Source organism: Kribbella sp. NPDC003557 (assembly GCF_040610805.1).
GTDB lineage: Bacteria > Actinomycetota > Actinomycetes > Propionibacteriales > Kribbellaceae > Kribbella.
Genome location: NZ_JBEXMY010000002.1, coordinates 79,726 through 106,278, shown reverse-complemented (window position 1 = coordinate 106,278; position 26,553 = coordinate 79,726). Strand labels below are relative to the sequence as shown.

Below are 26,553 nucleotides of genomic sequence, written 5' to 3'. Positions count from 1 at the left end.
GTGGGCTTCCATCTGCCGGGGTGGCTGAAGGCGATCCTGGAAGGCGGGTACGAGCCGCAGGCCGACGAGGACAAGCTCTACGCACTGGCCGACGAGTACGACGCGTGCGCCGCCTACCTCGCCGGTGAGCTCGCGGCCGCGATCCAGGCGGCCGGCAACGGGTTCGGTGCGGCGTACCTCGGCGAGGCCGGGGGAGTGCTGAGCGAGTACCTGCGCAGGTACGCGGCCGATCCGCAGGCCGCCGGGCCGGCGGCGATGGCGGACGACGTCAAGCACGTCGCGGAGTTCCTGCGGACGATGGGCGACACGATCCTGCGGACCAAACGCGAGCTGCTGATCATCGGCATCGTCAGCTGGATCACGATCCTGGCCGGTCTCGGCCCGATCATGGGGACGCTGATCCGCAAGCTCGGGCAGGAAGGCGTCAAACGGCTGCTCCTCCAGTTGCTGAAGAAGCTGGTGAACCGGGAGGCCAAGAAGCTGCAGGCCCGGATGGTCGGCGAGATGGTGGCGAACGCGGCCCAGCAGACCAGCAAGTTCGTGTTCAGCCGGCAGATGGTGCCGAAGGCGCTCGGGCTGGTCGGCGCCGAGGTCGCCGACGAGGTCATCCCGCACACGCTTGCCGGCTGGTGGGGCGAAGTGACCGGCCACGACCGGCGGCTGGTCGTCGACGGCAACGGCCGCCCGGTGAGAGATGCCGAGGGCAACTTCGTCACCACGCACGACTGGGACTGGCGGGGCACGGCGATGACCACGGTCGGGGCCGTGGTCGGCGTACCGCTGTCCCACGGGCTCGGCACCGGGCTGGCGAAGGTGCCGGGGCTCGGGAAGATCGGGCGTACGTTCGTCAACAACTCGATCACTTCGCCGCTGTCCAGTTCGCTGACCGCGCTGGCGTTCGGCGAAGGCTGGCATAACCCGACGCTGCAGGAGGCTTGGCTGGCCGGTGCTCACGGCGCCGTCCGCAACTCCACACCGAGCGACGTGCACGGCCCACTGGAGTCGATCGGCGAGAAGGCCGGCGAGTACATCGGCAACAAGATCATCTCCGCGGTCCCCGGCGGACATCCCCCCGGCGGCGGCCCCGACGGCGGCGGCCAACTCCAATCCGCACCCCAGGACGCCGGGACAGCAGCCAGCCAGACCGCGACCCAGAACACCGGTCAGACCGCGACCCAGAACACCAATCAGAACGCTGGTCAGAACGCTGGTCAGAACGCTGGTCAGAACGCTGGTCAGAACGCGGCGCAGAACTCGGCGCACGACATGCTGGCGCCGGCCGGCGGAGTCGCCACGCAGACAACCGCAACACCCACCACTACAACCACCCGCCCGACCCAGGCCGGCACATCCACCCCAACCCAGCAATCCCGCGCCGACCAAGAGCCAGCCGCCCGCCGAACCTCATCCACCCCACCCAACGACAACGTCCCCGACCACCCCACAGACGAACACCTGAAAACCCCCGAGGCCGGCGCGCCGCAGGCACAGTCCGCTGCACGAGCCGACACCGCCGACGGTCTTACTCCGCAGGCGGATGCCGCGGAAGGCCAGCTGACGCAGGCTGGCACCGAGGCAGACCAGGCTGCCCAGGCCCAGGCCCAGGCCGAGGCAGGCAACACCGCACAGGCTCCTGCTGCTGAAGCTCAGGCGCCTCAGGCTGGTACCACGGACGGTCAGGCTGGAGAAGGCCACGCGACGCAGGCTCATGCTACGGAAGCTCTACCCGCGAACGGTCGGGCGGCGCAGGCTGACGCCGCGGAAGCGCAGGTGGTGGCTCGTGGTGCGGAAGAGCAGGTGGCGGAGGCTCGGGCTGTGGAGGCTCGTGGCGGCCGGCAAGGCGAGGCGATCGGCCAGGGTGCGGTTGTTGCCGCGTCGGTTGTTGGAGGCGCGTCGGTCGGGTCAGCCGCCGGAAGGCGTGTTGTGCGGCGCGGGGCGCCGGTGGTTGATGGCAGTGGGCGGCCGCGGCCGGCTCGTTCGAAGGACGTGCTTGCCGGGGTTCGTCGGGGTGGTGCGCATCCTCAGCTGCCTGGTGGAGCGGCCCGTGTATCCGTGGCCGATGACAATCACTTTCTGTACGGCGACCGGCGCGTGTCGGCCCACGAGCTCGCCTCGCTCGCGCGCTTCGGCAACCCCCAGGTCGTGACCGACGACCTGACCGCTGCCGCCGTCACCCTGGCGCAGAAGCTCGCCGATATCACCGGGCAGGACGTCGTCTTGCGTTCGCCGAGCGACACGCAGGTGCTTACCTCGGCCGACGACGCCGACCGAACCTCCGACGGTGTCGTCGTCCACGAGGACGGCAAGTTGGTCCGCAAGCCTCGCGCGGCCTCGGCGTACGGCATCGAGGTGGAGATCACCGAGGAGCACCTTGGCGCTCGCCTGGGCGCCGGCCGTTCGAAGACCGCGTTCGCCTTCTACGACAAGGTCGTCCTGGTCGCCCACCCGGGTGTGTCCCTCGCCGCGGAGGTCGAGCAGACCAACCAGCTCCGCAGCCTGCCCGGCGGCGAACACGTCATAGCCCCGATCCACCAGTTCACCAGCCTCTTCGGCCGCGACGCGATCGTCGTCGACCGCTTTGCGACCACCAGCCACGAGATCCTCGACGAAGAGGCCCCCGACCCCGACTCCCACATCACCCATCCCGGTCTTCCCACCCAAGCAACCCTCGAGAGCCTCGAGGCCCTGCACGCCTTCGCCATCGAGAACCATGTCCTCCCTGGCGACCTCCAGTTCGCGATCACCCCCGACGGACGCTTCCTCGCCTACGACATCTCCGGCACCCGCCAGATCACCGGCCCACAAGACCCCGCCCTCACCACCCTGAACGCCTGGCTCACCTGGGCCCACTCCCAACAGCCAACCCCTTCCACCCCCACGCCCGCACCGCCGTCTGCAAGGAAGGCACCCTCCCGGATCACCCGGCGTCCGAAGGCGTCGGACGACGGTCAGGCGCGGCGCCGGCGGGCGGCGGAGCCTGCAGGGCGGACTGAGGCGCGTGCGGCTTCGAGTACGTCCGATGCGGTCGCTGCCGTGGGTGAGGCGAAGCCCTGGGATGGGATGAGGGTCGGTGAGGTTCGGCGGGCTGTGGGGGACGTGCGGCGGCGGATGCGGTTGCCGGATGGGCTGGCGGTCGAGGTTGTCGTCGGTGCTGACAATGACGCGCTGGTGCGGGAGTACGGCATCGAGGCCGCCGACGGCCCGCGGCCGGCGTACTTCCGGATGGAGGACGGTACTGGCGTCGTCTACCTGTCCGCCTACGATCACTTGTCGCCGGACGACGTGGCGGCGTCCGTCTGGCACGAGGTGGTCGGGCACTTCGGCTGGCGGCTGTTCAGCCCCGAGACGCGCAGCGAGGTGCTCGCCGCGGTCCACGAGCTGCGCGGCCTCGACCCCGAGCTCTCGGCCGAGATCGACGAGCTGTACCCCGACCAGCCGGTGGAGGCCCGCGACGAGGAGTTTCTCGCAGCTCTCGCGGAGAACGGCGTACCCGCTCGTCTCCGGCAGGCCTGGAACAGTCTGCTGGCGACGCGCATCGGCGACGCCTTCCTCCGAATCGGTGTCATCAGCAACGAAACGCTCGACCGTGCCCGCCGCGACCACGATCTCGAACCGCTCTACAAGATCCTCCGCACACTGGTCCGAGCTGTCCGTAGCGGTCGGCCGGTGCACGAGTTCAACGCCGCTCCCCGGTCCCGCATCGCGCGTTCCGGGCCCAACATCTCGCGGATGCGACCGGCTCAACAGAATCGGTACGACGGTGGCGGGCTGCCCGCGTTCACCAGCGGACTGGTCGAGACGGCGTACGACGATCTGCTGGACGGCACGCCTGATGAGCGAGCCCTCGCCGCGGCTGTCCCGGAAGGCAGCAAGGTCAGGCGGTTCCTGGTCACGGACGCGGACGAAAGCCACTTCACGATCGAGGGCGCGCGGCTCACCCCCCACCACCTCGCAGTGATGGCCGACCTCTACCGCAACGTATCGATCGTCCTCGACACCAACGCGCCGCAAGCCCGGCAACTGGCTCAGCGGCTCACCGACATCATGGGCGTCGACATCGTCGTCCGTACGCCGGACAGCTGGCAGACGCTGCGGCCGAACGCGATGCCGCACCAGGACGGAACCGTCGAGTTCGGCCCCGACGACACTCTGATCCTGCGTACGCCGGACAACCCCGACGGCATACCGATCGACGACCTCGAGCCGCACCTCGGCCGCCTGCTCGGCGTCGGTGGCTCGAAGGCAGCCTTCGCGTTCTACGACAAGGTCGTGCTGATCGCGCTTCCGACGATCGAGGTCTCGTTCTTCAAACAGCTCAACCGGACCCTCGACCTGCTCACCAGACCCGGCGCGGCCGAGGTCGTCGCCCCGCTCCGCTACACCACCGTGTTCGAGCGCGACGCCTTCGTCGCCGACCGGTTCCCGACCATCAGCCGCGACGTCTGGGCGAGCATCCCGGACTTCGACGGGCCGCAAGTGCTCCGCCCGACGCAGGCGACCCTCGACAGTCTGCTCGCGATCCGCGCGTTCTTCGTCGAGAACAACCTGGTCATCACCGACCTCCAGTTCGGTATCGACCCGGACGGCCGGTTCTGGGCGTACGACGTCGGCCGGACCCGCCCCTTGCCCTCGCCGCTGCCGGCCGCCCCCGAGGGGGTGAGCCTCGCCGTGTTCAGCCGCGCGGGCTCGAATCCGCTCGAAGTCATCGACGCCTGGATCGCCTGGGCCGCCGACGGTCTCGGCGCCGAAGGGACGTTCAGCCCACCCGCCGCGGTTCGTGGCGCCCCGCCCCGCAACGAGACCCTCGAACCCCCGTCGTACGACTGGACCGCGGCCACGCACCTGACACCGGATGAGCTGCCCACCCGGCCGACCGGTGCCGGCCTCCACCGAACCGCCGACCAGCACGTGCGGCTGTACGCCGACACTCCTGAGGCTCGAGACCGGGCCGTGGCGGAACTCGAACGCGTGTACGCCGCGGCGCGCACCGGCTACGGCCCGACGCCCAGAGGCCTCGTCACGACGGAGATCGACGGCATCAGGTACGTCGGCCTCGCGACCGAGCCCGTCGACGGCGGCCCGATCACCGCACCGAGCGGTGACCCGGACGCACAGGCAGAGGCCACCCGCCGGCGCCGTGCGGTGACGCTCGACACCGTCCTGCAGCTCCACGACTACGTTCGCCGACTGCATGCCCTCAGCAACCATCAGGTCGGCGACGTCCGAGGCTTCGTCGACGATCAGGGCAACTTCCGTCCCGTCGAGTTCGCCGAGACGCAGCCGGGCAGCGGCCCGCTCGGCGACGAGCTCCTTGCGGCCGCGATCGAGAACGTGAAGCGAGCGGCGAGCAGCGGCGAATCCACCCAGCGCGTACCCGGGCAACGTGACGGCGGTGTCGCGGAGATCTTCGCGCAGCTGTCGTCGTACCGGCAGCTGAGGGTTGAGGATCAGCGGCGGCTCGTTGGCATCGTCGACGCGGTCACCGGGAACGACGCTGTCTTGCTGGACGGGCTCAGGTCTGTCTTCGACAGCCCCGGGTTCCGGGCGCTCAGTCCTGAAGGGCTGAAAGCGGAGGTCGGAAGCTGGACAGGGCTCGAGTATGCGGACGTGTTCGGCAAGGGGGTCGCGTTCGGTGTCGACGTTCCTGGGGCGCCGCAGGTGCCGCAGGGCGTAGCGGCGGTGCCGGCGAGCTGGGCCGACGCCACCGACCTCGGTGAGTTGCCGGCGTCGATGCAGCGGATGAGTAGTGCGGGGGAGTTCGGGTCCGTCGCGCGGCTCGCGTCTCACTCGGGGGTCTATCTGATCGGGCGGCCCGACGGCAGCGAGTGGGTCGTCAAGCTGTGGCCCGACGGCGAGCGTTCCCGGGGGCAGGCGATCGCGGAGAACGAGGGCCTGTACGGCGCCGCCTTGACCGGCTACGGGCCGACGCCGTACGGGCTGGTCCGGGCCACGATCGACGGGCAGGACTATGCGGGTGTCGCGATGGCGCTGGTGCCCGGCGGCTTCATCGACACGATTGCTGTCGCCCCCGCACCGGCGGCGGAGACCGTGCCGTGGCGTGCGGCCGTCACCTTCGATACCGTGCGTCAGCTCGACCAGTACCTCCAGCGGCTGCAGGACGCGGGTTACTACATCCGGACCGACCTGCAGACTTTCGTCGACGGCGACGGGAACCTCCGGCCGATCGACTGCGAGTTCGTCGCGAAGCTGCCGACGGACCCGGCAGCTCGTCGTGATGCCCTCGACAGTCACGGGATGGGATCGTTCGTCGCCCGCGCCGTACGCAAAGGACTGCTCGACGCGGCCGTCACCAACGCGAAATGGCGGCAGGGTGAACGGTCGCTGCTGGCCGCGGCCGTGACCGGCGACGACGTCCTGTCCCTGTCCGAGCGGGAGGCGATCGCGCGGGAGGCGTTCGAGCGACTGAAGTTGCCGAAGGGCGTCCGGGAACGGATCGAGCTGGTCACGCCCACGACCCAGGACGCGTTCTACCAGCGGTATCGCCAGGTCGAGCGGATCGGCGAGGTCCGCAGAGGCCACTTCCTGCCGGCGCCGGACGGGCGCGCCGAGGTGGTGGTCAACCTCGACGCCAACCTGACGCGCGCGGCGATCGTCGACACCGTGCTGCACGAGGTCGGCCATCTCGTGTTCGCCGCGGCCGGTCCGGCGGAACAGGTCGAGCTGCACCACGACATCGACCGGATCCCGGACACGCCGCTCGTCCGGCAGTGGCGGCAGGAGATCACCCAGCTGTACGCCGGGGCATCGCGCCGGCTGGTCAACGAAGACGTGTTCGCCAGGGCGTACGCAGAGGTGGTCAACGAGTTCGGTGATGTACCCTCCGCGCTGCGGAGCTGGCTCGACGGCGTCGTCACCGGCAGCTTCGGCCGGATCTGTGTCCGGCTCGGTCTGGTCAGTCCCGAGGTCCTGAAGGCCGCCAGGACCCGCCGGGACCATGACCTTGCCCCGCTCTACGAAGTGCTGAGGACCGCGGTCGAAGGCCTGCGCAAGCACCGGGCGATTCATCCGGGCAACTACCACCAGGACAGGGCAAGCCTCGGCAGTGCGCAACCCGATGGCTTCACCCAGGCAGTAAGCCGCAGCGGCGGTGCGCTGCAGCTGATCGTGGACATGCAGGCCGCGCATCCGACGCTGGAGGGTGCTCGGGCGCAACGGCAGTTGGCGGCCGCCCAGGAGCGGCTCGATCAGGCCATCGAGGCGTGGAACGTGGCTCTGGAGCAGGATGCCTTGCCGGATCCCGCAGTGGAGCAAGCACTCGACGCCGCCGCCGACGCGTTCGTGCTCCGCCGCGAGGAGGCTGGCCGACAGCTCGCCCACGACGCGGTGCTCGCGGCAATGCATCAGCTCGAGACCACCGTCACGGCCGGTCGTCAGGCATTCGTCGTGCTGACGCGCGAGGACGGATCCAGCCGCCGGCTCGTCCTGCACAACGACGGCGCCAAGCAGCGGTACGTCGACGACAACCAGCAGGACGTCGATCGCAGCGTCGTCCTCCGCGAGGCCCGGTCGGATGTCGTCAGCGTCGAGGCCCTCGTCCTGGATCCCGACGGTACGCCGGTGCCGTTCGCCGGCAGGCCCATCGGTGCCCACAACGAGTACGGCGCCGAGACGCCCGTCTCACCGGACGAACTGCTGCACCTACCGGCCGACCAGCACGCGGCCGTCCTGGCGCGGATCGAGCGCGGTTCCGCCATGCGTGCGCCCGCGGACGACAGCCTGGTGCGGTTCTGGCGCGACGCCCCGGCGCTGCCCGGCGCGATCGAGAACGTGGCCGCGATCGAGCCGGTCGGTCCCGGCTGGCTGCGGGTCACCACCCGGAGCGGCCTGAACTTCCTGGCCGGCGTACGGCGGGGGCCTGTTGCGCACGGCGAGGTGACGGTCGAGCGCGTCGGCGACCGCGCCGCGGCCGGCTTCGTCGTTACTGTTGCTAAAGGCATCGATCGTGAGCTGGCCGATCTGACGTTCGGGCAGCGGATCGACAGCGAGCTGGACGCCGACTGGGTCGAAGCGGCCGCCGCCGGGCACCTTGCTGCTCTCGCGGCGCAGCTTGAGATCGTCGAGCCGATCCGAGCCCGTCTGCTGGCAGCGGCGGACCACTTCGCCCTGCCACCGGCCGATGTCTCGCTGGTCGACTGGTCAACGGTGCGCGAAGCCCTGGCCGATGTCCGCGCGGGACTGGACGATCCGTACCAGCCGGCGAACCTGGCCCTCGCCGCCGACCGTCTGCGGACGGCCCAAGCCCTGGTCCCGGCGCCAGGGGCGGCCGCTCTGCACGAGCTGGCTGCCGCCGCAGACCAGGCAGCCGCGCAGCTCGGGGGAAGCCCGGCTCTGCGCCGCGGATACGACGTACCGGACCGGTTGACGCCGGCTGACGTACTGACCGCGACGAAACTCCAGATCCGGCACCGACGGCTGAACGCCGGGCCGTCGAGCGACCTGGGCCGGTACGACAGTCGCCGACTGAACCGTCGGCGCCGGGCGAGGCTGCGCGAGGCGGTGTCCGCGGCCGGGCTCGACATCGGCGCCGTGAACCATTTCGACCGGTTCCGGTTGCTCGACCGCTCCGGCTACGGCAGCGTGGTCGAGCTCGCCTTCGAGTACGGCGCCAGGCCGGGTCTGGTCGCGGGCCTTCCCGTGACCGTCGACGCCGGATGGCTCAGCGAGACGTTGCGCCGACCGCGGTTCCAGCAAGCCGTGGGCGCCACGCTGGTGCCGACCGCGCAGGCCGGTGTGGTCACGGTCCAGGCTCAGGGACACGAAACCTTCACTCTCGCGGTTCGTCTGGACGGGCAAGCCCAGCTCTCTGCCGAACCGGTCGCAGATGTCGTGGTGCCCTTCGAGGCGGAACGCGAAGCTGATCCGAGTATTCACGAGCTCGCCGGACGGGTGGCCAGGGCGATCGCGGGCCACCGGTCAGGCGACTCCAAAGCTCCGGATCTGCTGACCTGGCAGGCGCTGGGCGGCCAGGCCGGCAACGAGTTCGGTCTCAACGATCAGGCCGCGATCGGATGGCTGCGCAGCTTCAGCCTGCACCATGCCGACCCGAGCTGGCGGGAAGCCCGGGCGTTGCGGGAATTCCTGTACCAGAAGGGATTGCTGCCCAACAGCCCTGACTATCAGCGCAAACTCGCCGCGCTGCGGCACGCGGACCGCGAGCTCGCGGACTATGTGCTGAGGCACAACGGCGCGCGCCGGGTGACCAGCGTCCGACGGCTGATCGAGACCCGCCCACTCGGAGAGGCCGGGGTCGAGCCGAGCCGTGCGGCCATCCCGGTGTTCGACGGCAGCGACCTGGTCCGGCTGGCGTCCTGGCTCAACCGTTTCGAGGAAGGACCCCGCGGTCGGCGGCTGTCCTTCGCGCCAACCGGCGAGAACACCGTGGCGATCACAGTCCCGCGGGCCGACGGCTCGCCGGAGATCGTCACCGTCGTCGTCGAGCAGGCCGCCGGCCTCGCCGCTCGGCACGGCCAGGTCGTGCGCGGTGCCGAACCGTCGACGTACCACGTCCGCACGCCACCGGGTGTCGACCAGTTGCGCGGCGAGCGACTCGCTATCGAAGGTCTGTACGCCGTTGTCGCGCAGCACCTGGACAGCACCACCGCACTGCCGCCCGGAATCGCGGCGGTGCTCGCGCGCTTCGAGCAGCAGCTGGTTTCCGCAGCCGGCTGGCGTACGTTCCGGATGCTGGTCAAGGACCTGACCGAGCATCTGGCCGAGCTCGGCCTGGACGAGCAGGCCTTGACAGAGCTCAACGACCTCATTCCCGTGTCCCTACGGCGAGCCCTGGCCCGTCGGGGCAGGGCACGCTCCGCCCAGGCGATGGCCGAGCAGCTCGAGGACCGCCTCGACCGCGGTGAACCCGAGCCGTCCCGGGTGCCGCGACGCGCTGTCTTCCTGGGCGGGATGGCGCTGGACAAGCTGCTCATCGGCGTCGGGAACGCCGCGCTCGGCCTGGCCGTGTTCCACAACTCGTCGTGGCTCGGGGCAACCTTCGCGATCGGCTACGGCCTGGCGGAGGGCTGCGGGCAGGGCTACCTGATGTACCGCGGCCAGCTGGCCGGCGAGACGCTCGAGCAGGCTGTCCGGGGCCGCGACGCCGCCCTGCGCGCCGGGCGGGAGGCGGTCCAGGCTGTCTCGCTGCGCGACGACGTCCGGGACGTGATCCGGCCGCTGCTCGAGAACGTGGTCAGGGTCCCGACGGCAGAACCCGCGCGACCGGCCGCGGCAGCGCGCCGCTGGTCGGCGTACGACAGCGAACCCTGGGTGTTGCAGCGATCGCAGCGCTACCACCTGTGGTCCAACCTGCCGTACGGCGTGATGTCGACGATCGAACCCATAGCGCTGGTCGGAGCCGGCGCGGGGCAGTGGGCCCTGGCCGCGGTGTTCGGGGTCACCGCTGGGCTCGGGTACGTCGGGGCGTCCTTCGGCGAGCGACGCCGGACCCGCCACGACGTCGCGAATCGTCTGCGCCAGGGCCAGTTCGACGACGTACGCCGGATCCACGCCCGCCGGCAGGAGGAGGCCGTCCGCGCCCACAACCTGCAGCTCGGCATCAGCGCGCTGATCCGGGACGCCGGGCACACGCCGCCGGCCGCGGCGACCACCCTGCTGGCGTGCCGGATCAGTGACGACCAGCTCGGCCGCCCGGTGTTCGACCGGCGCCCGAACCGGGGCCTGGACATCGGTCAGGTGCTGGACGTCAGGTACCCGACGATCCTCGCGCCGGGCGCGGTCGGGACCGCGATCGGCCTGTTCGTCAGCCCTGTGGTGGCGGCCGTCCAGGCAGGCAACACGATCGTCAACACGTGGATCAACGCCATGGTCGAGAGCGGGTACGGCGACCTGGACACGCACTACACCGACCTGACGTCCGCCCAGCTCGCGCACGCGTCGCTGGTCCGCAGCCGCCAGGGCGACGACCGGCTGCTCGGCGGGGTCCACGACCTGGTCTGGTCAGCGCTGACGGATTCCGGCGCGACCCGGCCTGCTGTGCCGGGTGAGGTCGTCGCCGACCTCGTCGTCGCCGAACCGCAGGCTCCGATCATGCCGCCGTTCTGGCGGAAGATCTTCCCGCTGACCGCGTTGCTCCCGGGGATCGGCGAGTTCGCGGCGGTCAGCGCGCTGGGATCGACCGTCGCCGCCGCCACGGGGGCCGGGGAGCACGCGAAGGACGAGGTCACGACCGGCTCGGTGAACGCCGTACTGACCAGCATCACCGGCACCGCCGGCCACTACCCGCTGAACTGGTTCCGCGCGGGCAAGCAGGCACTGCAGGGCTACCACCGGATGGCCGAGGGCGCGATCGCCGAGGGCAAGACCAAGCAGCGCGCGCTGCGGGCGGTGCTGGACCACGAGCGCGGCAACGCGGCGGCCTTGGGACGGCTGTTCACCACCGAAGGCCGGACCGAGGACAACACGGCCGAGGTCGCCCGGATGACGGCCGGCGTGCTCGCCGACGGGAGGTCGAGGGGACTGCTGGAGCTGCTGACGAAGCTCGACGCCATCGACCTCGATCCGTCCGATCCGATGCGGCCCCGGGTGGAGCGCGGGCAGCGCTCGCAGCAGCTGATGTTCGTGGTGGGTGACGTGGAGGACCATGCGCCCGCGAAGTGGGAGGCCGACGGGGACACGGTCACCGTGACCGTGTCCCGGTTGCTGATCGACGCCGTCGAGGTGCTCCCGGCGGTTGCGCACGAATTGCGTGAGATCGGTGAGCTGCTGGCCGGGACCCCGGCCGACGGCGCGCACGAACGCGGACAGGAGACGCAGCTGGCGATGCTGGGCTGGGTGGCCGACCAGGTGCCGGAGTCCGACCCGAAGGCCGGCGTACGTGCCGATCTCGCCCTGCTCGACACCGTCACCAGCCTCGGTCTGTTGCCGGAAACCGAGCGCCTGGCCCTTCTGGAGCCTGAGCTGATCCCTGTGATCGATCGGGTCGTGGCGCGCGTCGACGGGCAGGACGTGGCCGCGGTGTCGTTGACACCCGCCGTGGCGCGACCATTGAGAATCGCGCACAACTCCTGGGAATCGGCACTACAAGGCCTCGGCGCGCAGGTCGGTGGTCTGGGATCGGTGGTCAAGGCGCTGCTTCCCGCGCAGGTCGGCCTCGGGCACTCTGCGCTCAACGTCACCAGGCAGCTGTTCGGCTTCGGTGCGGCCGGGTTGACCGAGCTGGTCAGCCAGGGCCGCGGTCTGCAGGTGATGCTGATCCCGCCGCCCGAGGGCTATCGGACCGAGGACCACCTCAAGGCCGACGAGGTCGGCTGGTCCGATGCGATGAGCGACCGGACACTGGCCGCCTGGCAGGAGTACCTGGCCGCGCACCCCGACCAGCTGCCCGACGTACTGCACGCCCACGACGGCTGGATGACCCGGTCCGCGTTCGACCTCGCCGACGCGTACGGCGTGCCGGTGGTGCTGACCGTGCACGCGACCGAGATCGGCCGGCGGGGTGGCCGCCTGGACACCGAGACCAGCCGGAAGATCCACGCGCTGGAGTGGCGCACGGTACGTCGTGCCGACCACGTCATCGTCAACTCGCCCAAGATGAAGGAGGAAGCGGTCACGGCCTTCCAGCTGTCGCCGGACCGCGTCACGATCATCCCCAACGGCACCGACCCGAGCCGGTGGAAGATCGATCGCTCCACAGTGGATCGTGATGCGGCGCGCGCCCGGCTGCAGGCGGGGCCGCAGGACACGGTCATCTACTACCAGGGCCGGTTGGCGAACGAGAAAGGCGTCCAGGACCTGATCGCCGCGTTGCCGGCCGTCCAACGGCGTTACCCCGAGGCGAAGCTGCGCGTGGTCGGCGATGACACGGGCGAGTACGCGGCCGAGCTGAAGCAACTGGTGTCCGCAATGGTGACCGACGGGCGCCTTGCCGCCGGGGATGTCGTCTTCCTCGGCCGGATCGGCCACGCCGAGGGCCTGCCGGAACTGGTGGCCAGTGCCGATGTCGGCGTGATCCCCAGCCGCTACGAGCCGTTCGGCGTCGTCGCCAACGAACTGGCCACCGCGGGGCTACCGCTGGTCGCCTCCGACCAGATCGGATTCGTTGACCAGAGCAACGGTCTGGCATATCCGGCCGGTGACGTCGAAGAGCTGGCCGGCGCGATCCTCGGCGTACTCGACGACCCGGCCGGCGCTGCCCGTCGGGCCGAGGCCGCCCGGGAGAAGGCACTGTCCCCGATGTACCACTGGGACGTCATCGCGCAGCAGACCGTCGACGTCTACCGCGGTATCGAAGCGCATCAGGTGCTGATGCCCGAGGAGATCGGCCAGGTGGTCTACCCCAAGGCCGGCGGCGAGCGGCACTGGTACCAGAGCGCCGTGTTCTACCAGGCGTTGGTCCGGGCCTACCGCGACGGCGACGGTGACGGGTACGGCGACCTCCGCGGCCTGATCGACCAGCTGGACTACGTCGAACTGCTCGGCGTCGACTGCCTGTGGCTGAACCCGATCTACCCGTCGCCGCTCAAGGACGGTGGGTACGACGTCAGCGACTACACCGATATCCATCCGAGTGCCGGCACCCTCGACGACTTCAAGGAGCTGCTCGCCGAGGCGCACCGGCGGGGCATCCGGATCATCGTCGACTTCGTCCCGAACCACAGCTCGGACCAGCACCCGTGGTTCCAGGAGTCCCGCCGCGACCCCAACGGCCCGTACGGCGACTTTTACGTCTGGTCGGACACGCCCGAGCGGTTCTACACCCCGCTGCACACCGATCCGGACGGCGGCGAGTACATCCTCGATCCGGACACCGGCGAACGGCGTGACATCGATCCCGAGTCGACCTGGCTGCGGATCACCTCGTCCAGCGGTAGGCCGCTGATCGGTCCGCGGATCATCTTCACCGACACCGAGACCTCGAACTGGACCTGGGACCCGGTCCGCGGGCAGTACTTCTGGCATCGCTTCTTCAGCCACCAGCCGGACCTGAATTTCGAGAATCGCGCGGTCCAGCAGGCGATCCTCGACGCGCAGGAGTTCTGGCTCGAGCTCGGCGTCGACGGGTTCCGGGTGGACGCCGTGCCGTACCTGTACGTCCGGGAAGGCACCAACGGCGAGAACCTGCCGGACACGCACGCCTTCGTCCGGCGGATGCGCGCGCTCGCCGACCGCTACGACGCGATGGTGCTCTGCGAGGCCAACCAGCCGCTCGACGACCTGATGGCGTACTTCGGCGACCCGGCCAAGGGCGGCGACGGCTTCCAGATGGCGTTCGACTTCGCGTTGATGCCGCGCCTGTACATGGCACTCGCGAGCGAGGTGGCCGAGCCGATCCGTGAGCTCGTCCGCCATCGCCCCGAGCTGCCCGCGAGCGCCGCGCTGATGACGTTCCTCGACAACCACGACGAGCGCACCACCGAGATGGTCGGCACCGCCGAACGCGAGTACCTGCACGCGACGTACGACCCGACGCAGCAGCGCAAGTCCAACGACGGTTTCGTCGGACGGCTGGCGCCGCTGCTCGGCAACGACCCTGCGCGGATCAGGCTGGCCAACGGGTTGCTGTTCGCGCTGAGCGGGTCGCCGATCATCTACTACGGCGACGAGCTCGGCATGGGCGACACCCCGGCGCTGCCGGACCGGGACGCCCAGCGCACGCCGATGCCCTGGCGGCCGGACCGCAACGCGGGCTTCTCGGCCGCCGCGCCGTACCGGCCGTCGAGCGGCGATCCGGACCCGCGGCATCTCTACCTGCCGCCGGCCGACGGTTTCCGCGGCATCAATGTCGAGGAGCAGCTGTACGACGAGTCGTCGCTGCTGCACTGGACCCGCGACCTGATCCAGGCGTACAAGGAGCATCCTTCGCTTGCCGTAGGCACCTTCACCGATCTCGACAGCAGCAACGGCCACGTGCTCGCGTTCGCCCGGCAGGACGGTGACGAGGTGGTTCTCGGGATCTTCAACCTCGCCGGCACGACCCAGGCGACCGATCTGGATCTGAGTGCCTGGGCCGGGCGGCGACCGACCGACATCCTCGGGTCGCAGCGGCTGCGGGTGATCGACGACCTGCCGTACGCCGTCACGCTCGAAGGCAACGGCTTCTACTGGCTCACCCTGAGCCGCCGCGCACCGAAGTGAGCCTCAGCGGGCCTCGTCGAGGTACGCGGCACCGTTGGCCAGGAGCAGTTGGACCGCAGGCAGAACGCGGTCGAGCATCGGCTCCGCGTCGACGCCGTCCCCGGCTTCGGCGCGAGCGAAGTACTCGCACGCCAACCAGAGACTGTCGCACGCATGGCCCCAGGTCCACAGCTCGTAGCTGAACCCGTCGACACGCGCCGTCGGGTTGGCGGGGACCGCGCCGAGGCCGTAGCGCCCGGGAGCGCTCGGGTGCTCGCCCGAGCCGACGAGCAGCGACCTGATCCTGCAGCTGCGCGCGAACTCCTGCGCGTCCGCGGTCCCCGGCTCGACCTCGACGAGCAGGTCGCGGCCGAGCAGCTTGTCGAGCGCAGCCGGCGCCTCGGCAATCCCACCGGCGCGGGCGACGGCCTCGGCGGTTGCCCTCGTCCAGGGAGCGTCGGCGGTGCCGGGTACGCCGTGAGCGAGCGCCCACAGGGCCAGCTCATCGCCCGCCTCGAGCTCGTACTGCTGCCAGCCGATCCGGACGACGTGCTGCCCGCCCGGATGGTTCGCGCCGAGGTAGTGGCCGACCGGGAAGATCAGTGCGTTGCTCATGCGCTCACTCCACTCAACCGGAAGCTGACATCGACGTACGCCGCGTTGACCAGCAGCAGCGGGTGCAGAGCCGCGAGAAACCTGGCGAGCAGCATCTCGGCGTCGACACCGGCCGTCGTGTCCTCAGCAATTCGGCGAACCACATCCGCCGCGCTCTCACAGACGGCCCAGAGCGTGTCGTCCGTCGCCGACCACTGCCACAGGTCGTAGACGGCGAAGTCGACGTGCAGCACCGGCTGCCCGAGGAAGCCGATGGCGAACCGGCCGGGATCGCGCGCGGTGTTCCCCAGCCCGAGCATCAGCGGCGTCAACTGATGGCTGCGCGCGAAGTCGAGCGCCTCCTCGCCGTCGAGCCCGACCTCGGCCAGCAGCCCGATGCCGAGCAGTTCCCGGACGAGATCCGCCGCGTTCGCGATGCCCGTGTGCCGGGCGAGCTCCACGATCGAGTCGCGCTGCCAGGTGATCTGTTCAGCCACCGCATGCGGGGAGCCGTGCGCGAGTGCCCAGACCGCGTACTGCCGGTCGTCCAGCGCGACCACATCGGTCCCGCGCCGTACCCGGCCGGCGCCGACGAGGTGCCCGATCGGGAGCATCAACCGTTCGTCATCCATGCGTACGACGCTCGGCCGCCGATGCCGCCGACGGCGGGGGATGGCCGGATCAGGCAAGCATCTGACCGCTAGTTGGGCCAGCGTGGATCGCGGCCGAGGTGCGCGACGATGCGGTCGAGCGGGTCGTCGCCGGACCACGCGACGTCGGGCGCGAACGGTGAGCCGGGCGTGCGGCGTACGTCGCCGGTGGGGACGACCTGGGCCACGGCCTGGGCCGCTTCGAGTGTGGCGGGAGCGAAGGTGACCGTCGTGCCGAGGGATTTCGCGACGTCCCAGCTGTGCACGATGTAGTCGATGAAGTGGAAGCTGATCGCCTGCGCGGCGGGGAAGTCGGCGCCGAACTCCACGAGCGGGAACGTGCGGTCCGCGACGCCGGGCTCCGCGAACGCGTCCAGGACGTGCTCGGCGGACTCGACGTACGCCTTCACCGGGTCGTCGCCGAGGTCGCGCAGCTTCCACACCGCGGGGTCGGACTGGCCGCGGGACGCGGCCGCGAAGCCGTAGTGCTGGGTGGCCATGTGGGCGAGCAGACCGTACAGCGTCCAGGCCCGGCACGGGGTCGGCCTGGAGAGGTCGGCGGGGGTCGCGGTGGAGACGAGGTCGACGCTGGTCCGGACGGCCTCGGCGTCGAGTGGTCCGTAATCAATAGTAGGCATGCGCTTATCATATGCGACAGCATATTATTGCGCCAGTGCTACCTTTCCGAACATGGAGCGTCCCGATCTGGCAGCAATGCTGTATCCGCTGGTGCGGGAGCTGATCGCCCTGGAGATGCCGATCCTCGAGGGGCACGACGTCTCGATGTGGGGCTACTCGGTGCTCACCGCGCTCGACGACACCCCGGTCCGGACCCAGGCCGCGCTCGCCGACGCGATCGGCGCGGACAAGTCCCGCATCATCGGGACGCTCGACGAGCTGCAGCAGGCAGGGCTGATCGACCGCACCCCGGATCCCGCCGACCGCCGCGTCCGGCTGCTCGCGATCACCGCGCAGGGGCGGCGCGTGCGCCGCGCGGTCCGCACGGAGATCCAGGTGCAGGAGGAGCAGGTCCTGACCGCGCTCGCGCCGGCCGACCGCAAGGCCTTCCTCCGCATCCTGCAGGAGCTGCACTCCCGCTGATGGTGGAGGCTGTTCCCTCGCGCGGGTGATCCGGCCGCGTCCGGGGCTCAACAGACTGGCCGCATGAGGCGAGCGGTTGTGGTGTGGGCAGCGGCGTACGGCGGTTTGCGGATCTGGTTCGCGACCGGTCATGCTTTCGAGTGGAAGTTGCCGGGCGACGACCTGCTGGTCCCGAACTGGGTCGCGGCGATCGGCTGTCTCGTCGCCGCGTTGGCCGTGATCCGTGTTTGGCCGCGGTTGCTCTGGGCGCTCGCCGCGGGCTGGCTCGCCGCGGCCGCGTTCCTCCTTCTCGACCTGGTCGCGATGGTCCTGCCGGGTCTAGGGATCCCGTTCGACCTGCCCGGGATGCTCAGTCGGCTAGGCGCGGTCGCAGGCGCGGTATTGCTCGGCCGGCTGGCGAGAGCACATCAGTCCGAGGCCAAGCCCTGGCCGCACTGGGTCCCGGTCGCGGGCGCCAGTCTGGCGGTCGCCGGCTGCCTGACCAGGTTGGCGGCGCAGGTGGTCGTCGGGTTCGACCAGATGCCGTACGACGGCAACCTGTCGGTCCTGCTCTTCGAAGGCGGCTTCGTTCTGGCGGGAACGCTTCTGCCGTTCCTGCTCGTGCACCGCATCGGCCGGTACTTCCCGCGGTGGCTCCTGCTGCTCCCCGGCTTCACGCTCGGCGCGGGCATCACGGCGTACTTCACGGTCGGGCTGATCCAGATGATCGCCAACGCGGTCCGGGGCGAGCCCGTGTACGGCGACGTCGGCCTGCCGGACAGCTTCTTCTGGGTCGCGGTCCCGGCGTACATCGTGTGGGGTGCCGGGCTGACCGTCGCCGCGCGCGGGTACCAATTCGCCACCCGGAAGGCAACGGATTCGGAGTGTGATCTTCAAATCACCCAGCGTTGAACCATGTGGAGCGTTCAATCGTTCGAACCAGGCACAAGACCACAACCACACCGCGAGGAGTGAGGCCCTGTGCAGGTGCTCGAGCGTTATCAGAAGGAAGTGACCGGCGTCTTCCGGATCGTCGTCGGGTTCTTGTTCGCGACCCACGGCGCGGCCGCGCTGTTCGGCGTCCTCGGAACCGAGCAGGTCGGGCTGTTCGCCTGGCCGTCCTGGTGGGCATCGTTGATCCAGACGGTCGGCGGTGCGCTGGTGATGATCGGGTTCGGCACCCGGTACGCGGCACTGCTGTGCTCCGGCTCGATGGCCTACGCGTACTTCACAGTGCACCAGGCGGGTGCTTTGCTGCCTGTGCAGAATGGTGGCGAGAAGGCAGCGCTGTTCTGCTTCGCCTTCCTGCTGATCGCGTTCCTCGGCAACGGCGCCTGGTCGGTGCAGCGGGCAACATCAGCGCAGGCAGCCGCAGTGACCAAGTGACGTGTCCGACTTTCACAGAGCAGGAGCGCCGATGGCCGACGACCGGGCGACGCTGCTGCGTGAGCTGCACGACGTGCACGCTCCTGCGCTGTGGCGGTTCGTCGTCCGGCTGACCGGCGACGACCGGCTCGCCGAGGACGTCGTCCAGGAGACCCTGCTCCGGGCCTGGCGGCGGCCGAACATCCTGACCGAGGACGAGGCGGGAGCCCGGGCCTGGCTGTTCACGGTGGCGCGCAACCTCGTCATCGACGACCGGCGCAGCGCCCGGGTCAGCCGGGAGGTCGCCAGCGACGACCTCCCGGAGAACCCGAGCGCCGACCACGCCAACGCCGTACTCGACGCCTGGCTGGTCGCCGAGTCACTGGCGCAGCTGTCGGAGGAACACCGGCAGGTGATCGTTCGCGCGTACTACGGACGCCGTACGGTCACCGACATCGCCGAGGAGCTGGACATCCCGTCAGGCACCGTGAAGTCGCGGCTGCACTACGGGCTGCGGGCGTTGAAGCTCGCGCTGCAGGAGAAGGGGGTGACAAGCCAGTGAGTGATCCGTACCGGGACTGGGACGCGGCCTACTTGCTCGGCGCGATGTCGGCGAAGGACCGGCGGCTGTACGAGGAGCATCTGCACACCTGTGCCGAATGCTCGGCGGGGGTCGCGTCGCTGGCCGGCGTACCGGGGGTGCTGGCCGCGTTGCCGGCCGAGCGGGCGATGGCCGCCGTCACGGCCGACCCGCCGAACCTGCTGCCCGGTCTGGTCCGCACCGTCCAGCGCGACCGGCGCCGGCAGCGGATCCGGCTCGGCGCACTGACGACCGGGATCGCCGTCGCCGCCGCCGTCATCGGCGCGCTGGTCGTGATCCCGCTGACCCGCGACGAGCCGAAGGGCGACTACGTCGTCCTCGCCCAGACCGTGTCCAGCAAGCTGTCCGCGGACGCCCGGCTGGTGCCGGAGCCGTGGGGCACGACGATCGAGATCAGCTGCCGGTACGACGAACTCGCGACGCCGAGCGAACGCGCCCGCGGGTACGAGCTGTACGTCACCGACACGTCCGGGAAGGTCCAGCTGATCGCGAGCTGGACATCCGCGCCGGGGACGACGGTGAAGCCCGCGGCGACCACGAAGCTGCAGCGCAACGAGATCCAGGCCCTGGACATCCGCAGCTCGGAGACCGGACGAGTGTTGCTGGCGGTCCGTTTCTGAACAGGAATGCTCACGCGCTGTTGGGGCACCTGGAATTTACGAGCGACGGTCGCTCGAGAGGCCGCCGATCCAGACCCCGGTGTTCAGGGACGTGCACCGGGGTCGCCGTACGCCGTGACCCGGCCGCAAGAAAGTTCTGGCAAATCTGTAACACTCGCGCCGTCACCAGCGATACACCCTGTGTAACGCCACTGAGGACCCCGTCCCAGGTCAACCGCCCGAAGGGCCTGGGCCGGGGTACTCGATGCTTCTGAGGCGCCCTGGCAGCGTTACGTGCGAAGGCCCCCGGTGATTCATCACCACCGGGGGCCTTCACGTTGCGCACCCTCCCTAGGACGCTTGCTCAGTCGGGCCGTCCGACGCGGGCAGAGCGATCCGGTCAGCCGGCAGGCGTTCCGTCCGCTCCTGGCCGTCGTCGCCCTCGTACTGCACCAGAGCGGTCCATCCCGATTCCTCGTGGTCGCGGCCGATCAGCCAGCCGCGACGCCAGGTGCCGTCCGCGAGGACGACGACATGGCTGGGCAGAGGGAGTCGGGACACCAGATCGGTGCCGGGCTCGAACTCAGTCATGGCCGAAGGCTAGGTGCAAAACGCTCGCGGCGCCTCTTGAAAGCGTGTTCCCCGCCGCAGTTCTCAGAATCCGAACGCCTGGACCGCGCCGTTCACCCTGAGAGCGCGGCCACCCGGGATGTGCGTCACCCAGCCCTCACGCAGCGCGTGCTCACACAACGCGGCGCCCACCGCACCGGCCAGATGCGGCCGTCGCTCGGTCACGTCCAGGCAGGACCGGACAGCCGGGCGCCCGCGCTGCAGCTCGATCCCGAGATCTTCCAGCCAGGCTTGGCCCTTCGGCGTCAGACTGATCCCCTCGGACCAGTCGACCAGGCCTCGCTCGGTCATCGCGTCGGCGAGCGTCACGCCGAGCTTGCCTGCCAGATGGTCGTAGCACGTCCGTGCCCGGGCGAACGCGTCCCGTTTGCTGTGGGCGGCGAGGCTGTTCACCACCTCGGTACGCCGCGGCGCCAACGCCGCAAGCCCTTCGAGCAACTCGGCCGTATCTGGCCCGGCAAGCTTCACGTACCGATGCCGGCCCTGTCGTACCTCAGTCAGCAGCCCACCGCCGACCAGCAGATTCAGATGCTCACTGATCGTCGGCCGCGAAACCTTCGCCAGCTTGGCCAACTCGGTAGCCGTCCAGGCCCGCCCGTCCAGCAACGCCAGACAGACCGTCGCCCGCGTCCCGTCGGCAAGCATCCGCGCCCAACCAGCCAACTCCTCACCTTCGGCACTCATACGCCCATCATCCCGCGACCACGCTTAGGCCCCTACCGAACAGTCCAGCACGTACGGAATTCCCGGCGTGTTCTTCATCAAGAAACGCTCGGGCCGCATCGGTGAGCGGACACGCTGGGGAGGATCCTGTCCCGATCCGGGCAGAACATCCTCCCCACCCGTCCCTGGCACCACCACCTGGCGACCGTGCACCCGCGCCGGCGGTTGAAGGCCCGCCGTCCTGCGGGCGCGGCCTCTCCTCGCATCTGAGGGGTTAACCACTGAGCTGGTGGGTTTCTCCCATCGTGTGACGGTGGCAAACCCCCCCCGTGCGGACTGCCTCTTCAGCACTCGTGCTCCTGCATCGGTTAGGCGCCTGCCGAACAGATCCGCACCTAGCGTCGATTCACGTGACGCACCTGACGATCGAACCCTCCATCCTGTACGTCGGAACGCCGGTCGCCCTGCTCAGCACGGAGAACGAGGACGGCACCGTCAACCTCGCCCCGATGTCGTCCGCCTGGGCACTCGGCGACGTGGTGGTCCTCGGTGTGGGCGTCTCGGGCCAGACCGCGACCAACCTGCGCGAACGCCCGGACGTGGTGATCAACTACCCGTCACCCGACCAGTGGAAAGCCGTCGAACGCCTCGCGCCCCTGACCGCCGCGCATCCGGTCCCCGACCACAAACGCGCCCGCTTCCACCACGAACGCGAGAAGTTCAAGGCAGCCGGCCTCACCCCGGTCCCCTCGGAACTCGTCACGCCGCCGCGAGTCGCCGAGTGCCCGCTGCAGTTCGAGGCGACAGTCGTCCAGTCCCAGCTAGATGCCAACGGCAATTTCCTGATAGCCCAGGCCCAAGTCCGACGCGTACACGCCGAACAGCACGTCGTCGTACCAGGAACGTCATACGTCGACCCCGCCGCCTGGTCACCCCTCATCTACAACTTCCGCCACTACTACGGCCTGGGCTCCGAACTAGGCGAGTCCTTCCGCACCGAAACTCCTCGCCATACCTAAGAACCCGGTTGGACGGGATCCGTGTACGAGATCGGCTTGCCGGCAGCGCTGGCGTAGGCGATCTCCCGGCTGGTGGACTCGCCGATATACCCGCCCGGGTTGACGACCAGCACACGGTCAGCCAGGTCGATCTTGCGCAGGTGGAGGACGCCCAGCGCCGTCTTCTGCTCGTCGGTGATGTTTTCTCCGTCATCGTCGGCGCGCGGGAAGACGCCCGGCGCAACGACGATGACGCCTGCGAAGGTCAGGTCACGGTTCGCCGCGCGCATCTCGTCCACGAACCGGACAGAGCCGCAGATACACACAATCTCAGGTCGCTCGGCCACAGCTCAGTCCTTCAGATCGAACGGGTAACCGCCAGCGCGCTGCCGTCACGCACAGAAACACGAGCCGACAGCTTACGCACCGAGGCGGACACGGAAGCACCGTTGCAGACGCGAGGCATGGTCCATGCCGTAAGCCAGCGACGCCGCAACCTGGGGCGCTCGCTCACCAACTCCCTCCAACAACGCGGCCCAGCCAGCAACTCCCGCTCCCAGCCGAACCGCATACCAGCCGTACGCGATCCAGTGCTCAGACCAGCCGTAGCCGGTCCACTTCCTCATCGGTGAGAACCACGTCGAGGGACGTCAGTACGTCGGGGAGGTCCGACGTGGGGACGGTGCGTTCGGTGGTGCCGCCGTTGGCGTGCTCGATCGTCAGGGTGTTGCCGACCAGACGCCGGACGACGCCGTCGGCGACGCGCATGACGACCGGGCGGCGGGTGAATGGCGAGTTGGGGTGGGTGGAGACGTAGTGGTGGTAGACCTCGTAGTCGATCGGCCGGACCGGCTCGTCGTTGGAGGCGTGTTGCGGGATCCAGCCGTCGGCAGCCTTCTTGGACAGGGTCCACACGTCGCCGTCCAGCTCCAGGCGATGATCCCAGCCGGCCTGGTCGACGACGGCGCCGTCCTTCAGCGGGGTGGGGTACAGCTGCCCGGCCCCGAATCCCACGTCGGCCAGGAATTCCTGCCCGTCGACGCCGACCTTGAGCAGGGCGTGCGTGCGCGGCCCGGCCTTGTGTGGTTGCACGCGGGCGACCCGTCGTACGACGTCGAACCCGAGCTGCTCGAGCGCGGCGCCGAACAGCAGGGCGTGCTCGTAGCAGTACCCGCCGCGCTGCCGGTCGACGAGCTTGGACTGGATCGCGTCGAGGCCGATGCCGGGGTGGGTGCCGAGGATCACGTCGATGTTCTCGAACGGGATCGCGAGCACGTGCGCCCGGTGCAGGCTCCGCAACGCCTTGGCCGACGGCGTCACCCGTTCGTGGGCGATCCGGCGCAGGTAGGCGTCGAGGTCCAGGTGCGAGATGTTCCACATGCCCGCTACCTCAACACTTCCAGTTCACTTGAGGTCAAGCTCGGTGAACAACGTGAGCTGGACGCCACCGGGGGTCTCGAGCCGGGCGTTCAGCGAGTTCCACGGGGTCCGGGTCGGTTCGGCGATCACCTCGGCGCCGGCCGCGGCGAGCCGTGTCGTGGTCTCCGCCGAGTCGTCGACCTCGAGCGCGACCCGGAACTTGCCGGCCACCCGCCGTCCGACCTCGACGTCGTCGATGTACTCGGCCTGCGCCCGGTTCGCGATCTCGAGTGTCGCCTTACCGGCCTCGAGGATCATCACCTCGGCATCGCCTGTCGTGTAGGACTCGCGCTCGGGCATGCCGAGCGCGTCCCGGTAGAACGCCACCGCGGCGTCGTAGTCGTCAACTGTCACAACCAGCCGTAGCTCTTTGACACCCATGCGGCCAGTATCTACAACCGCGACACCTGGTAGTGCGCGATCAGCCAGCCCTCGTCGGTCCTGCGCAGCATGACGCCGAGCCACACGGTCAGCGTGGGCCGGTCGGTGAACGTGAAATCGACCGTCAGATAGCCGAGGATCAGGTCGTCGGCGAGCTCCCGGGTCTCCAGGATCCGGTACTGCGGCGACAGGCCGAGCGGCTGCGAGTCGTAGTACTCCGCCACGGCGTCGCGCCCGACGCCGTACGGGTGCAGGCCCTGGAAGATGGCGTCTTTGGTGAAGAGCGCGGCGACGCGTGCCGGGTCGTGGTCGTCGATGCCCGACTTCCACTGGTCGAGGACGGTGGTCAGGATCTGGTTCATGCGAGTCTCCTCAGAGGATGTGCGGCGAGAGTGGCCAGCGCGACGACGCCTGCGCTGACCAGGAGCGCCTGGTGATATCCGTTGTGCAGCAGGGGTCCGACGGCCAGCGGGCCGACGATCTGCCCGAGGCTGTAGCCGGTGGTGAGGATCGCGACCGCGTGCGGCACGCGGAGCTCGGTGCCGAGCGCGATCGCGAGGTTGGCGACGCCGAGGAACGTGGCGCCGAAGAGTGCGGCGGAGACGAGCGCCGCGGCAGTGCTGTGGAGGACGGCCGGCAACGCGATGCCGACTGCTTGGACGACCAGCGCGACCAGCAGCAGCTTCGAGCGCGACCAGCGATGGCTGAGTCGCGCCCAGAGTGCGGTCGACGGTACGGCGGCCAGGCCGACCACGATCCACGAGCTGTTGCCGACCGGGCCTGACGCCGTTTCGTTGATCGCGGCAACGAGGAAGGTGCCGGCGATGATGTAGCCGATGCCCTCCAGGGTGTAGCTGGTGAGCAGGGCGGTGAAGTGACGCGATCTGGCTCCGCCCTCAACGGCAGCTGGTGCAGGCGAGCCGGTCAGGTGCCACGCCGGGATCGTGCAGGCGACCGTCAGCAGGGCAGTGATCCACCACGCCGTACGCCAACTGCCGCCCACCAGGACCAGGCCTGACAGCGCGATGCCCGCGCCGACGCCGCCGAAGGTCCAGCCGACGTGATGGTTCTGCAGCCGGGGGAGTACGGCGCTGACCGCGATCACGAACACCAAGGCGCTCGCGATTCCCGCGACCAGGCGCAGGCCGAGCCACAGCGAAGGGCTGAGCGGCATCAGCGCGAGCGTCGCGGCCAGGATCAGCAGTGACAGCCGGAGCGCCCAGCGGGAGTGCAGCAGTCGCGGTACGGCGATCGCTGCCAACGCGCCGGCCAGGTAGCCGGTGTAGTTGGCCGTCGCGAGCGCTGCGCCGAGACGCGGCGTCAGGCCGGCTTGCGTGTGCATGAGCGGCAGGATCGGCGTGTACGCGAACCGGCCGATCCCCATCCCACCAGCCAGCGCCGCAGCACCTTGCCCCGCCAACCGCCACTGCCCCGCCGACCGGGACCGACCCGTCACCCGCGACGGCCCCGCTGACCGCGACGGACCCGCCAACCGCCACTGCCCCGCCAACCGCCACTGCCCCGCCGACCGCGACGGACCCGTCACCCGCGACGGCCCCGCCACCGGTGACGGCCCCGCCACCGGTGCCGGCCCTGCCGACCGCCGCCCCGCACTCGCCAGCCGACGTCGCTGCACGCCCGCTGTGCGCGCCTGCTTCATGTCACTGGCCTGCCTGCTGGCCGCCGTCGACGTGGAGGATCTCGCCGGTGACGAACTTCGCGTTCTCCAGGAACGTGACCGCGTCGACGATCTCCTCGATCTCGCCGAGGCGGCCGACCGGGTGCAGTGCGGCGAGGAACTCGTGGGTCTCCTCCGGGTGCATCGGCGTCCGGATCACGCCCGGCGCGACCGCGTTCACGCGGATGTTGCGGGTGGCGTACTCGGTGGCCAGCGACTTGGTGGCGGAGTTCATGCCGCCCTTGGTCAGCGCGGCCAGGACCGCCGGGACGCTGCTGAAGCCGCGGTCGGCGAACGTGGTGGTGATGTTGACGACGTGCCCGCCGTCGGGGTTCTCGAGCATCGCGGCGATCGCACGCCGGGTGACGTCGAAGAAGCCGCGCAGGTTGAGGCCGGTGACGAAGTCGTAGTCCTCGTCGGTGTACTCGGTGAACGGCTTCGCGACGAAGACGCCCGCGTTGTTGACCAGGGTGTCGATCCGGCCGAAGGTGTCCAGGCCCTGCTCGATCACCCGGGCGCCGGTGCCGGGCTCGGCGAGGTCGCCGGGCACAGCCAGTACTTCGGGGTCGTCGGAGCGCGTGATCGTGCGCGAGTTCGCGACCACGGCGTACCCGAGCTTGCGGTACGCGGTGACGAGGCCGGCGCCGATGCCCTGGGAGGCTCCGGTGATCACGGCGACTTTCCGGTGGTTCATGGTGCTCCTGTTCGTGGAAGGGGTGCTGCCCCCGAGTGGATATAGTTCGATAGTTGTCGAACCATGCGGGCTTTTCCACGACCGGTTTGCTCTCAGCTGGGAGGCCCGGCC

The 26,553-nt window shown here is 69.7% G+C and carries 18 protein-coding genes and 2 pseudogenes; 9 read left to right on the top strand and 11 right to left on the bottom strand.

What is annotated here, in order from left to right:
• Positions 1-255 precede the first annotated feature (255 nt).
• The 3 genes and pseudogenes from ABZW60_RS06425 to ABZW60_RS06415 all read left to right on the top strand — a co-directional run.
• Positions 256-13,182 (top strand): annotated as a pseudogene (locus tag ABZW60_RS06425) (glycosyltransferase); the annotation flags it as partial.
• A 99-nt stretch (positions 13,183-13,281) separates the two neighbouring features.
• Positions 13,282-14,583, top strand: a pseudogene (locus ABZW60_RS06420) (alpha-amylase family glycosyl hydrolase); the annotation flags it as partial.
• 3 nt (positions 14,584-14,586) lie between these two features.
• Positions 14,587-15,111: an alpha-glucosidase C-terminal domain-containing protein gene (locus ABZW60_RS06415; RefSeq protein WP_355475839.1), complete on the top strand. Its 525-nt coding sequence runs from the start codon at positions 14,587-14,589 to the stop codon at positions 15,109-15,111.
• 3 nt (positions 15,112-15,114) lie between these two features.
• Here ABZW60_RS06415 and ABZW60_RS06410 read toward each other — a convergent pair whose 3' ends face one another.
• From ABZW60_RS06410 to ABZW60_RS06400, 3 genes are all read right to left on the bottom strand, one after another.
• Positions 15,115-15,705, bottom strand: coding sequence for a hypothetical protein (locus tag ABZW60_RS06410; RefSeq protein ID WP_355474667.1), 591 nt, complete (start codon positions 15,703-15,705; stop codon positions 15,115-15,117).
• Positions 15,702-16,316, bottom strand: coding sequence for a hypothetical protein (locus ABZW60_RS06405; RefSeq protein WP_355474665.1), 615 nt, complete (start codon positions 16,314-16,316; stop codon positions 15,702-15,704). Before ABZW60_RS06405 ends, ABZW60_RS06410 begins: the two co-directional genes overlap by 4 nt.
• Before the next feature lie 68 nt (positions 16,317-16,384).
• Complete coding sequence (locus tag ABZW60_RS06400; protein WP_355474663.1) at positions 16,385-16,972, bottom strand: TIGR03086 family metal-binding protein; 588 nt, start codon at positions 16,970-16,972, stop codon at positions 16,385-16,387.
• Positions 16,973-17,024: 52 nt separating this feature from the next.
• On the opposite strand from ABZW60_RS06400, the gene ABZW60_RS06395 reads away from it, so the two are divergent.
• The 5 genes from ABZW60_RS06395 (at position 17,025) to ABZW60_RS06375 (ending at position 20,000) form a co-directional block, all read left to right on the top strand.
• Positions 17,025-17,435 (top strand): MarR family transcriptional regulator, encoded by a 411-nt coding sequence (locus ABZW60_RS06395; RefSeq protein WP_355474661.1) that lies wholly within the window; start codon positions 17,025-17,027, stop codon positions 17,433-17,435.
• A 63-nt stretch (positions 17,436-17,498) separates the two neighbouring features.
• Positions 17,499-18,326, top strand: a complete 828-nt coding sequence (locus ABZW60_RS06390) for a hypothetical protein (protein WP_355474659.1) — start codon at positions 17,499-17,501, stop codon at positions 18,324-18,326.
• 75 nt (positions 18,327-18,401) lie between these two features.
• The gene (locus ABZW60_RS06385; protein WP_355474657.1) at positions 18,402-18,800 is read left to right on the top strand and encodes a DoxX family protein; all 399 of its coding nucleotides are present in this window, start codon (positions 18,402-18,404) and stop codon (positions 18,798-18,800) included.
• Between the two features lie 31 nt (positions 18,801-18,831).
• Entirely contained in the window at positions 18,832-19,341 is a 510-nt protein-coding gene (locus tag ABZW60_RS06380; protein WP_355474656.1) for a sigma-70 family RNA polymerase sigma factor, read from the top strand.
• Positions 19,338-20,000: a zf-HC2 domain-containing protein gene (locus ABZW60_RS06375; protein ID WP_355474655.1), complete on the top strand. Its 663-nt coding sequence runs from the start codon at positions 19,338-19,340 to the stop codon at positions 19,998-20,000. Before ABZW60_RS06380 ends, ABZW60_RS06375 begins: the two co-directional genes overlap by 4 nt.
• Before the next feature lie 330 nt (positions 20,001-20,330).
• Here ABZW60_RS06375 and ABZW60_RS06370 read toward each other — a convergent pair whose 3' ends face one another.
• Entirely contained in the window at positions 20,331-20,570 is a 240-nt protein-coding gene (locus ABZW60_RS06370) for a hypothetical protein (protein ID WP_355474653.1), read from the bottom strand.
• Positions 20,571-20,633: 63 nt separating this feature from the next.
• Complete coding sequence (locus ABZW60_RS06365; RefSeq protein WP_355474652.1) at positions 20,634-21,293, bottom strand: helix-turn-helix domain-containing protein; 660 nt, start codon at positions 21,291-21,293, stop codon at positions 20,634-20,636.
• 389 nt (positions 21,294-21,682) lie between these two features.
• Between ABZW60_RS06365 and ABZW60_RS06360 the strand changes: the two genes are divergently transcribed.
• Positions 21,683-22,291, top strand: a complete 609-nt coding sequence (locus ABZW60_RS06360) for a flavin reductase family protein (RefSeq protein ID WP_355474650.1) — start codon at positions 21,683-21,685, stop codon at positions 22,289-22,291.
• Here ABZW60_RS06360 and ABZW60_RS06355 read toward each other — a convergent pair.
• From ABZW60_RS06355 to ABZW60_RS06330, 6 genes are all read right to left on the bottom strand, one after another.
• On the bottom strand, positions 22,288-22,560 hold the full coding sequence (locus tag ABZW60_RS06355) for a hypothetical protein (protein ID WP_355475837.1): 273 nt from the start codon (positions 22,558-22,560) through the stop codon (positions 22,288-22,290). The genes ABZW60_RS06360 and ABZW60_RS06355 overlap by 4 nt on opposite strands.
• A gap of 304 nt (positions 22,561-22,864) precedes the next feature.
• Positions 22,865-23,650, bottom strand: a complete 786-nt coding sequence (locus ABZW60_RS06350; RefSeq protein ID WP_355474649.1) for an arylamine N-acetyltransferase — start codon at positions 23,648-23,650, stop codon at positions 22,865-22,867.
• 24 nt (positions 23,651-23,674) lie between these two features.
• Entirely contained in the window at positions 23,675-24,070 is a 396-nt protein-coding gene (locus ABZW60_RS06345; protein WP_355474647.1) for a VOC family protein, read from the bottom strand.
• An 11-nt stretch (positions 24,071-24,081) separates the two neighbouring features.
• Positions 24,082-24,432: an SgcJ/EcaC family oxidoreductase gene (locus tag ABZW60_RS06340; RefSeq protein ID WP_355474645.1), complete on the bottom strand. Its 351-nt coding sequence runs from the start codon at positions 24,430-24,432 to the stop codon at positions 24,082-24,084.
• Positions 24,429-25,454, bottom strand: coding sequence for a YbfB/YjiJ family MFS transporter (locus ABZW60_RS06335; RefSeq protein ID WP_355474643.1), 1,026 nt, complete (start codon positions 25,452-25,454; stop codon positions 24,429-24,431). Before ABZW60_RS06335 ends, ABZW60_RS06340 begins: the two co-directional genes overlap by 4 nt.
• Positions 25,455-25,731: 277 nt before the next feature.
• Positions 25,732-26,442: an SDR family oxidoreductase gene (locus tag ABZW60_RS06330; protein WP_355474641.1), complete on the bottom strand. Its 711-nt coding sequence runs from the start codon at positions 26,440-26,442 to the stop codon at positions 25,732-25,734.
• Positions 26,443-26,553 lie beyond the last annotated feature (111 nt).

Coding starts and splice junctions, on each gene's coding strand:
- ABZW60_RS06365 (WP_355474652.1), bottom strand. CDS start 21,293: ATGAGTGCCGAAGGTGAGGAGTTGGCTGGTTGGGCGCGGATGCTTGCC.
- ABZW60_RS06330 (WP_355474641.1), bottom strand. CDS start 26,442: ATGAACCACCGGAAAGTCGCCGTGATCACCGGAGCCTCCCAGGGCATC.
- ABZW60_RS06415 (WP_355475839.1), top strand. CDS start 14,587: ATGGGCGACACCCCGGCGCTGCCGGACCGGGACGCCCAGCGCACGCCG.
- ABZW60_RS06400 (WP_355474663.1), bottom strand. CDS start 16,972: ATGCCTACTATTGATTACGGACCACTCGACGCCGAGGCCGTCCGGACC.
- ABZW60_RS06355 (WP_355475837.1), bottom strand. CDS start 22,560: ATGCGCGCGGCGAACCGTGACCTGACCTTCGCAGGCGTCATCGTCGTT.
- ABZW60_RS06335 (WP_355474643.1), bottom strand. CDS start 25,454: ATGGGGATCGGCCGGTTCGCGTACACGCCGATCCTGCCGCTCATGCAC.
- ABZW60_RS06405 (WP_355474665.1), bottom strand. CDS start 16,316: ATGGATGACGAACGGTTGATGCTCCCGATCGGGCACCTCGTCGGCGCC.
- ABZW60_RS06345 (WP_355474647.1), bottom strand. CDS start 24,070: ATGGGTGTCAAAGAGCTACGGCTGGTTGTGACAGTTGACGACTACGAC.
- ABZW60_RS06340 (WP_355474645.1), bottom strand. CDS start 24,432: ATGAACCAGATCCTGACCACCGTCCTCGACCAGTGGAAGTCGGGCATC.
- ABZW60_RS06350 (WP_355474649.1), bottom strand. CDS start 23,650: ATGTGGAACATCTCGCACCTGGACCTCGACGCCTACCTGCGCCGGATC.
- ABZW60_RS06370 (WP_355474653.1), bottom strand. CDS start 20,570: ATGACTGAGTTCGAGCCCGGCACCGATCTGGTGTCCCGACTCCCTCTG.
- ABZW60_RS06390 (WP_355474659.1), top strand. CDS start 17,499: ATGAGGCGAGCGGTTGTGGTGTGGGCAGCGGCGTACGGCGGTTTGCGG.
- ABZW60_RS06395 (WP_355474661.1), top strand. CDS start 17,025: ATGGAGCGTCCCGATCTGGCAGCAATGCTGTATCCGCTGGTGCGGGAG.
- ABZW60_RS06410 (WP_355474667.1), bottom strand. CDS start 15,705: ATGAGCAACGCACTGATCTTCCCGGTCGGCCACTACCTCGGCGCGAAC.
- ABZW60_RS06380 (WP_355474656.1), top strand. CDS start 18,832: ATGGCCGACGACCGGGCGACGCTGCTGCGTGAGCTGCACGACGTGCAC.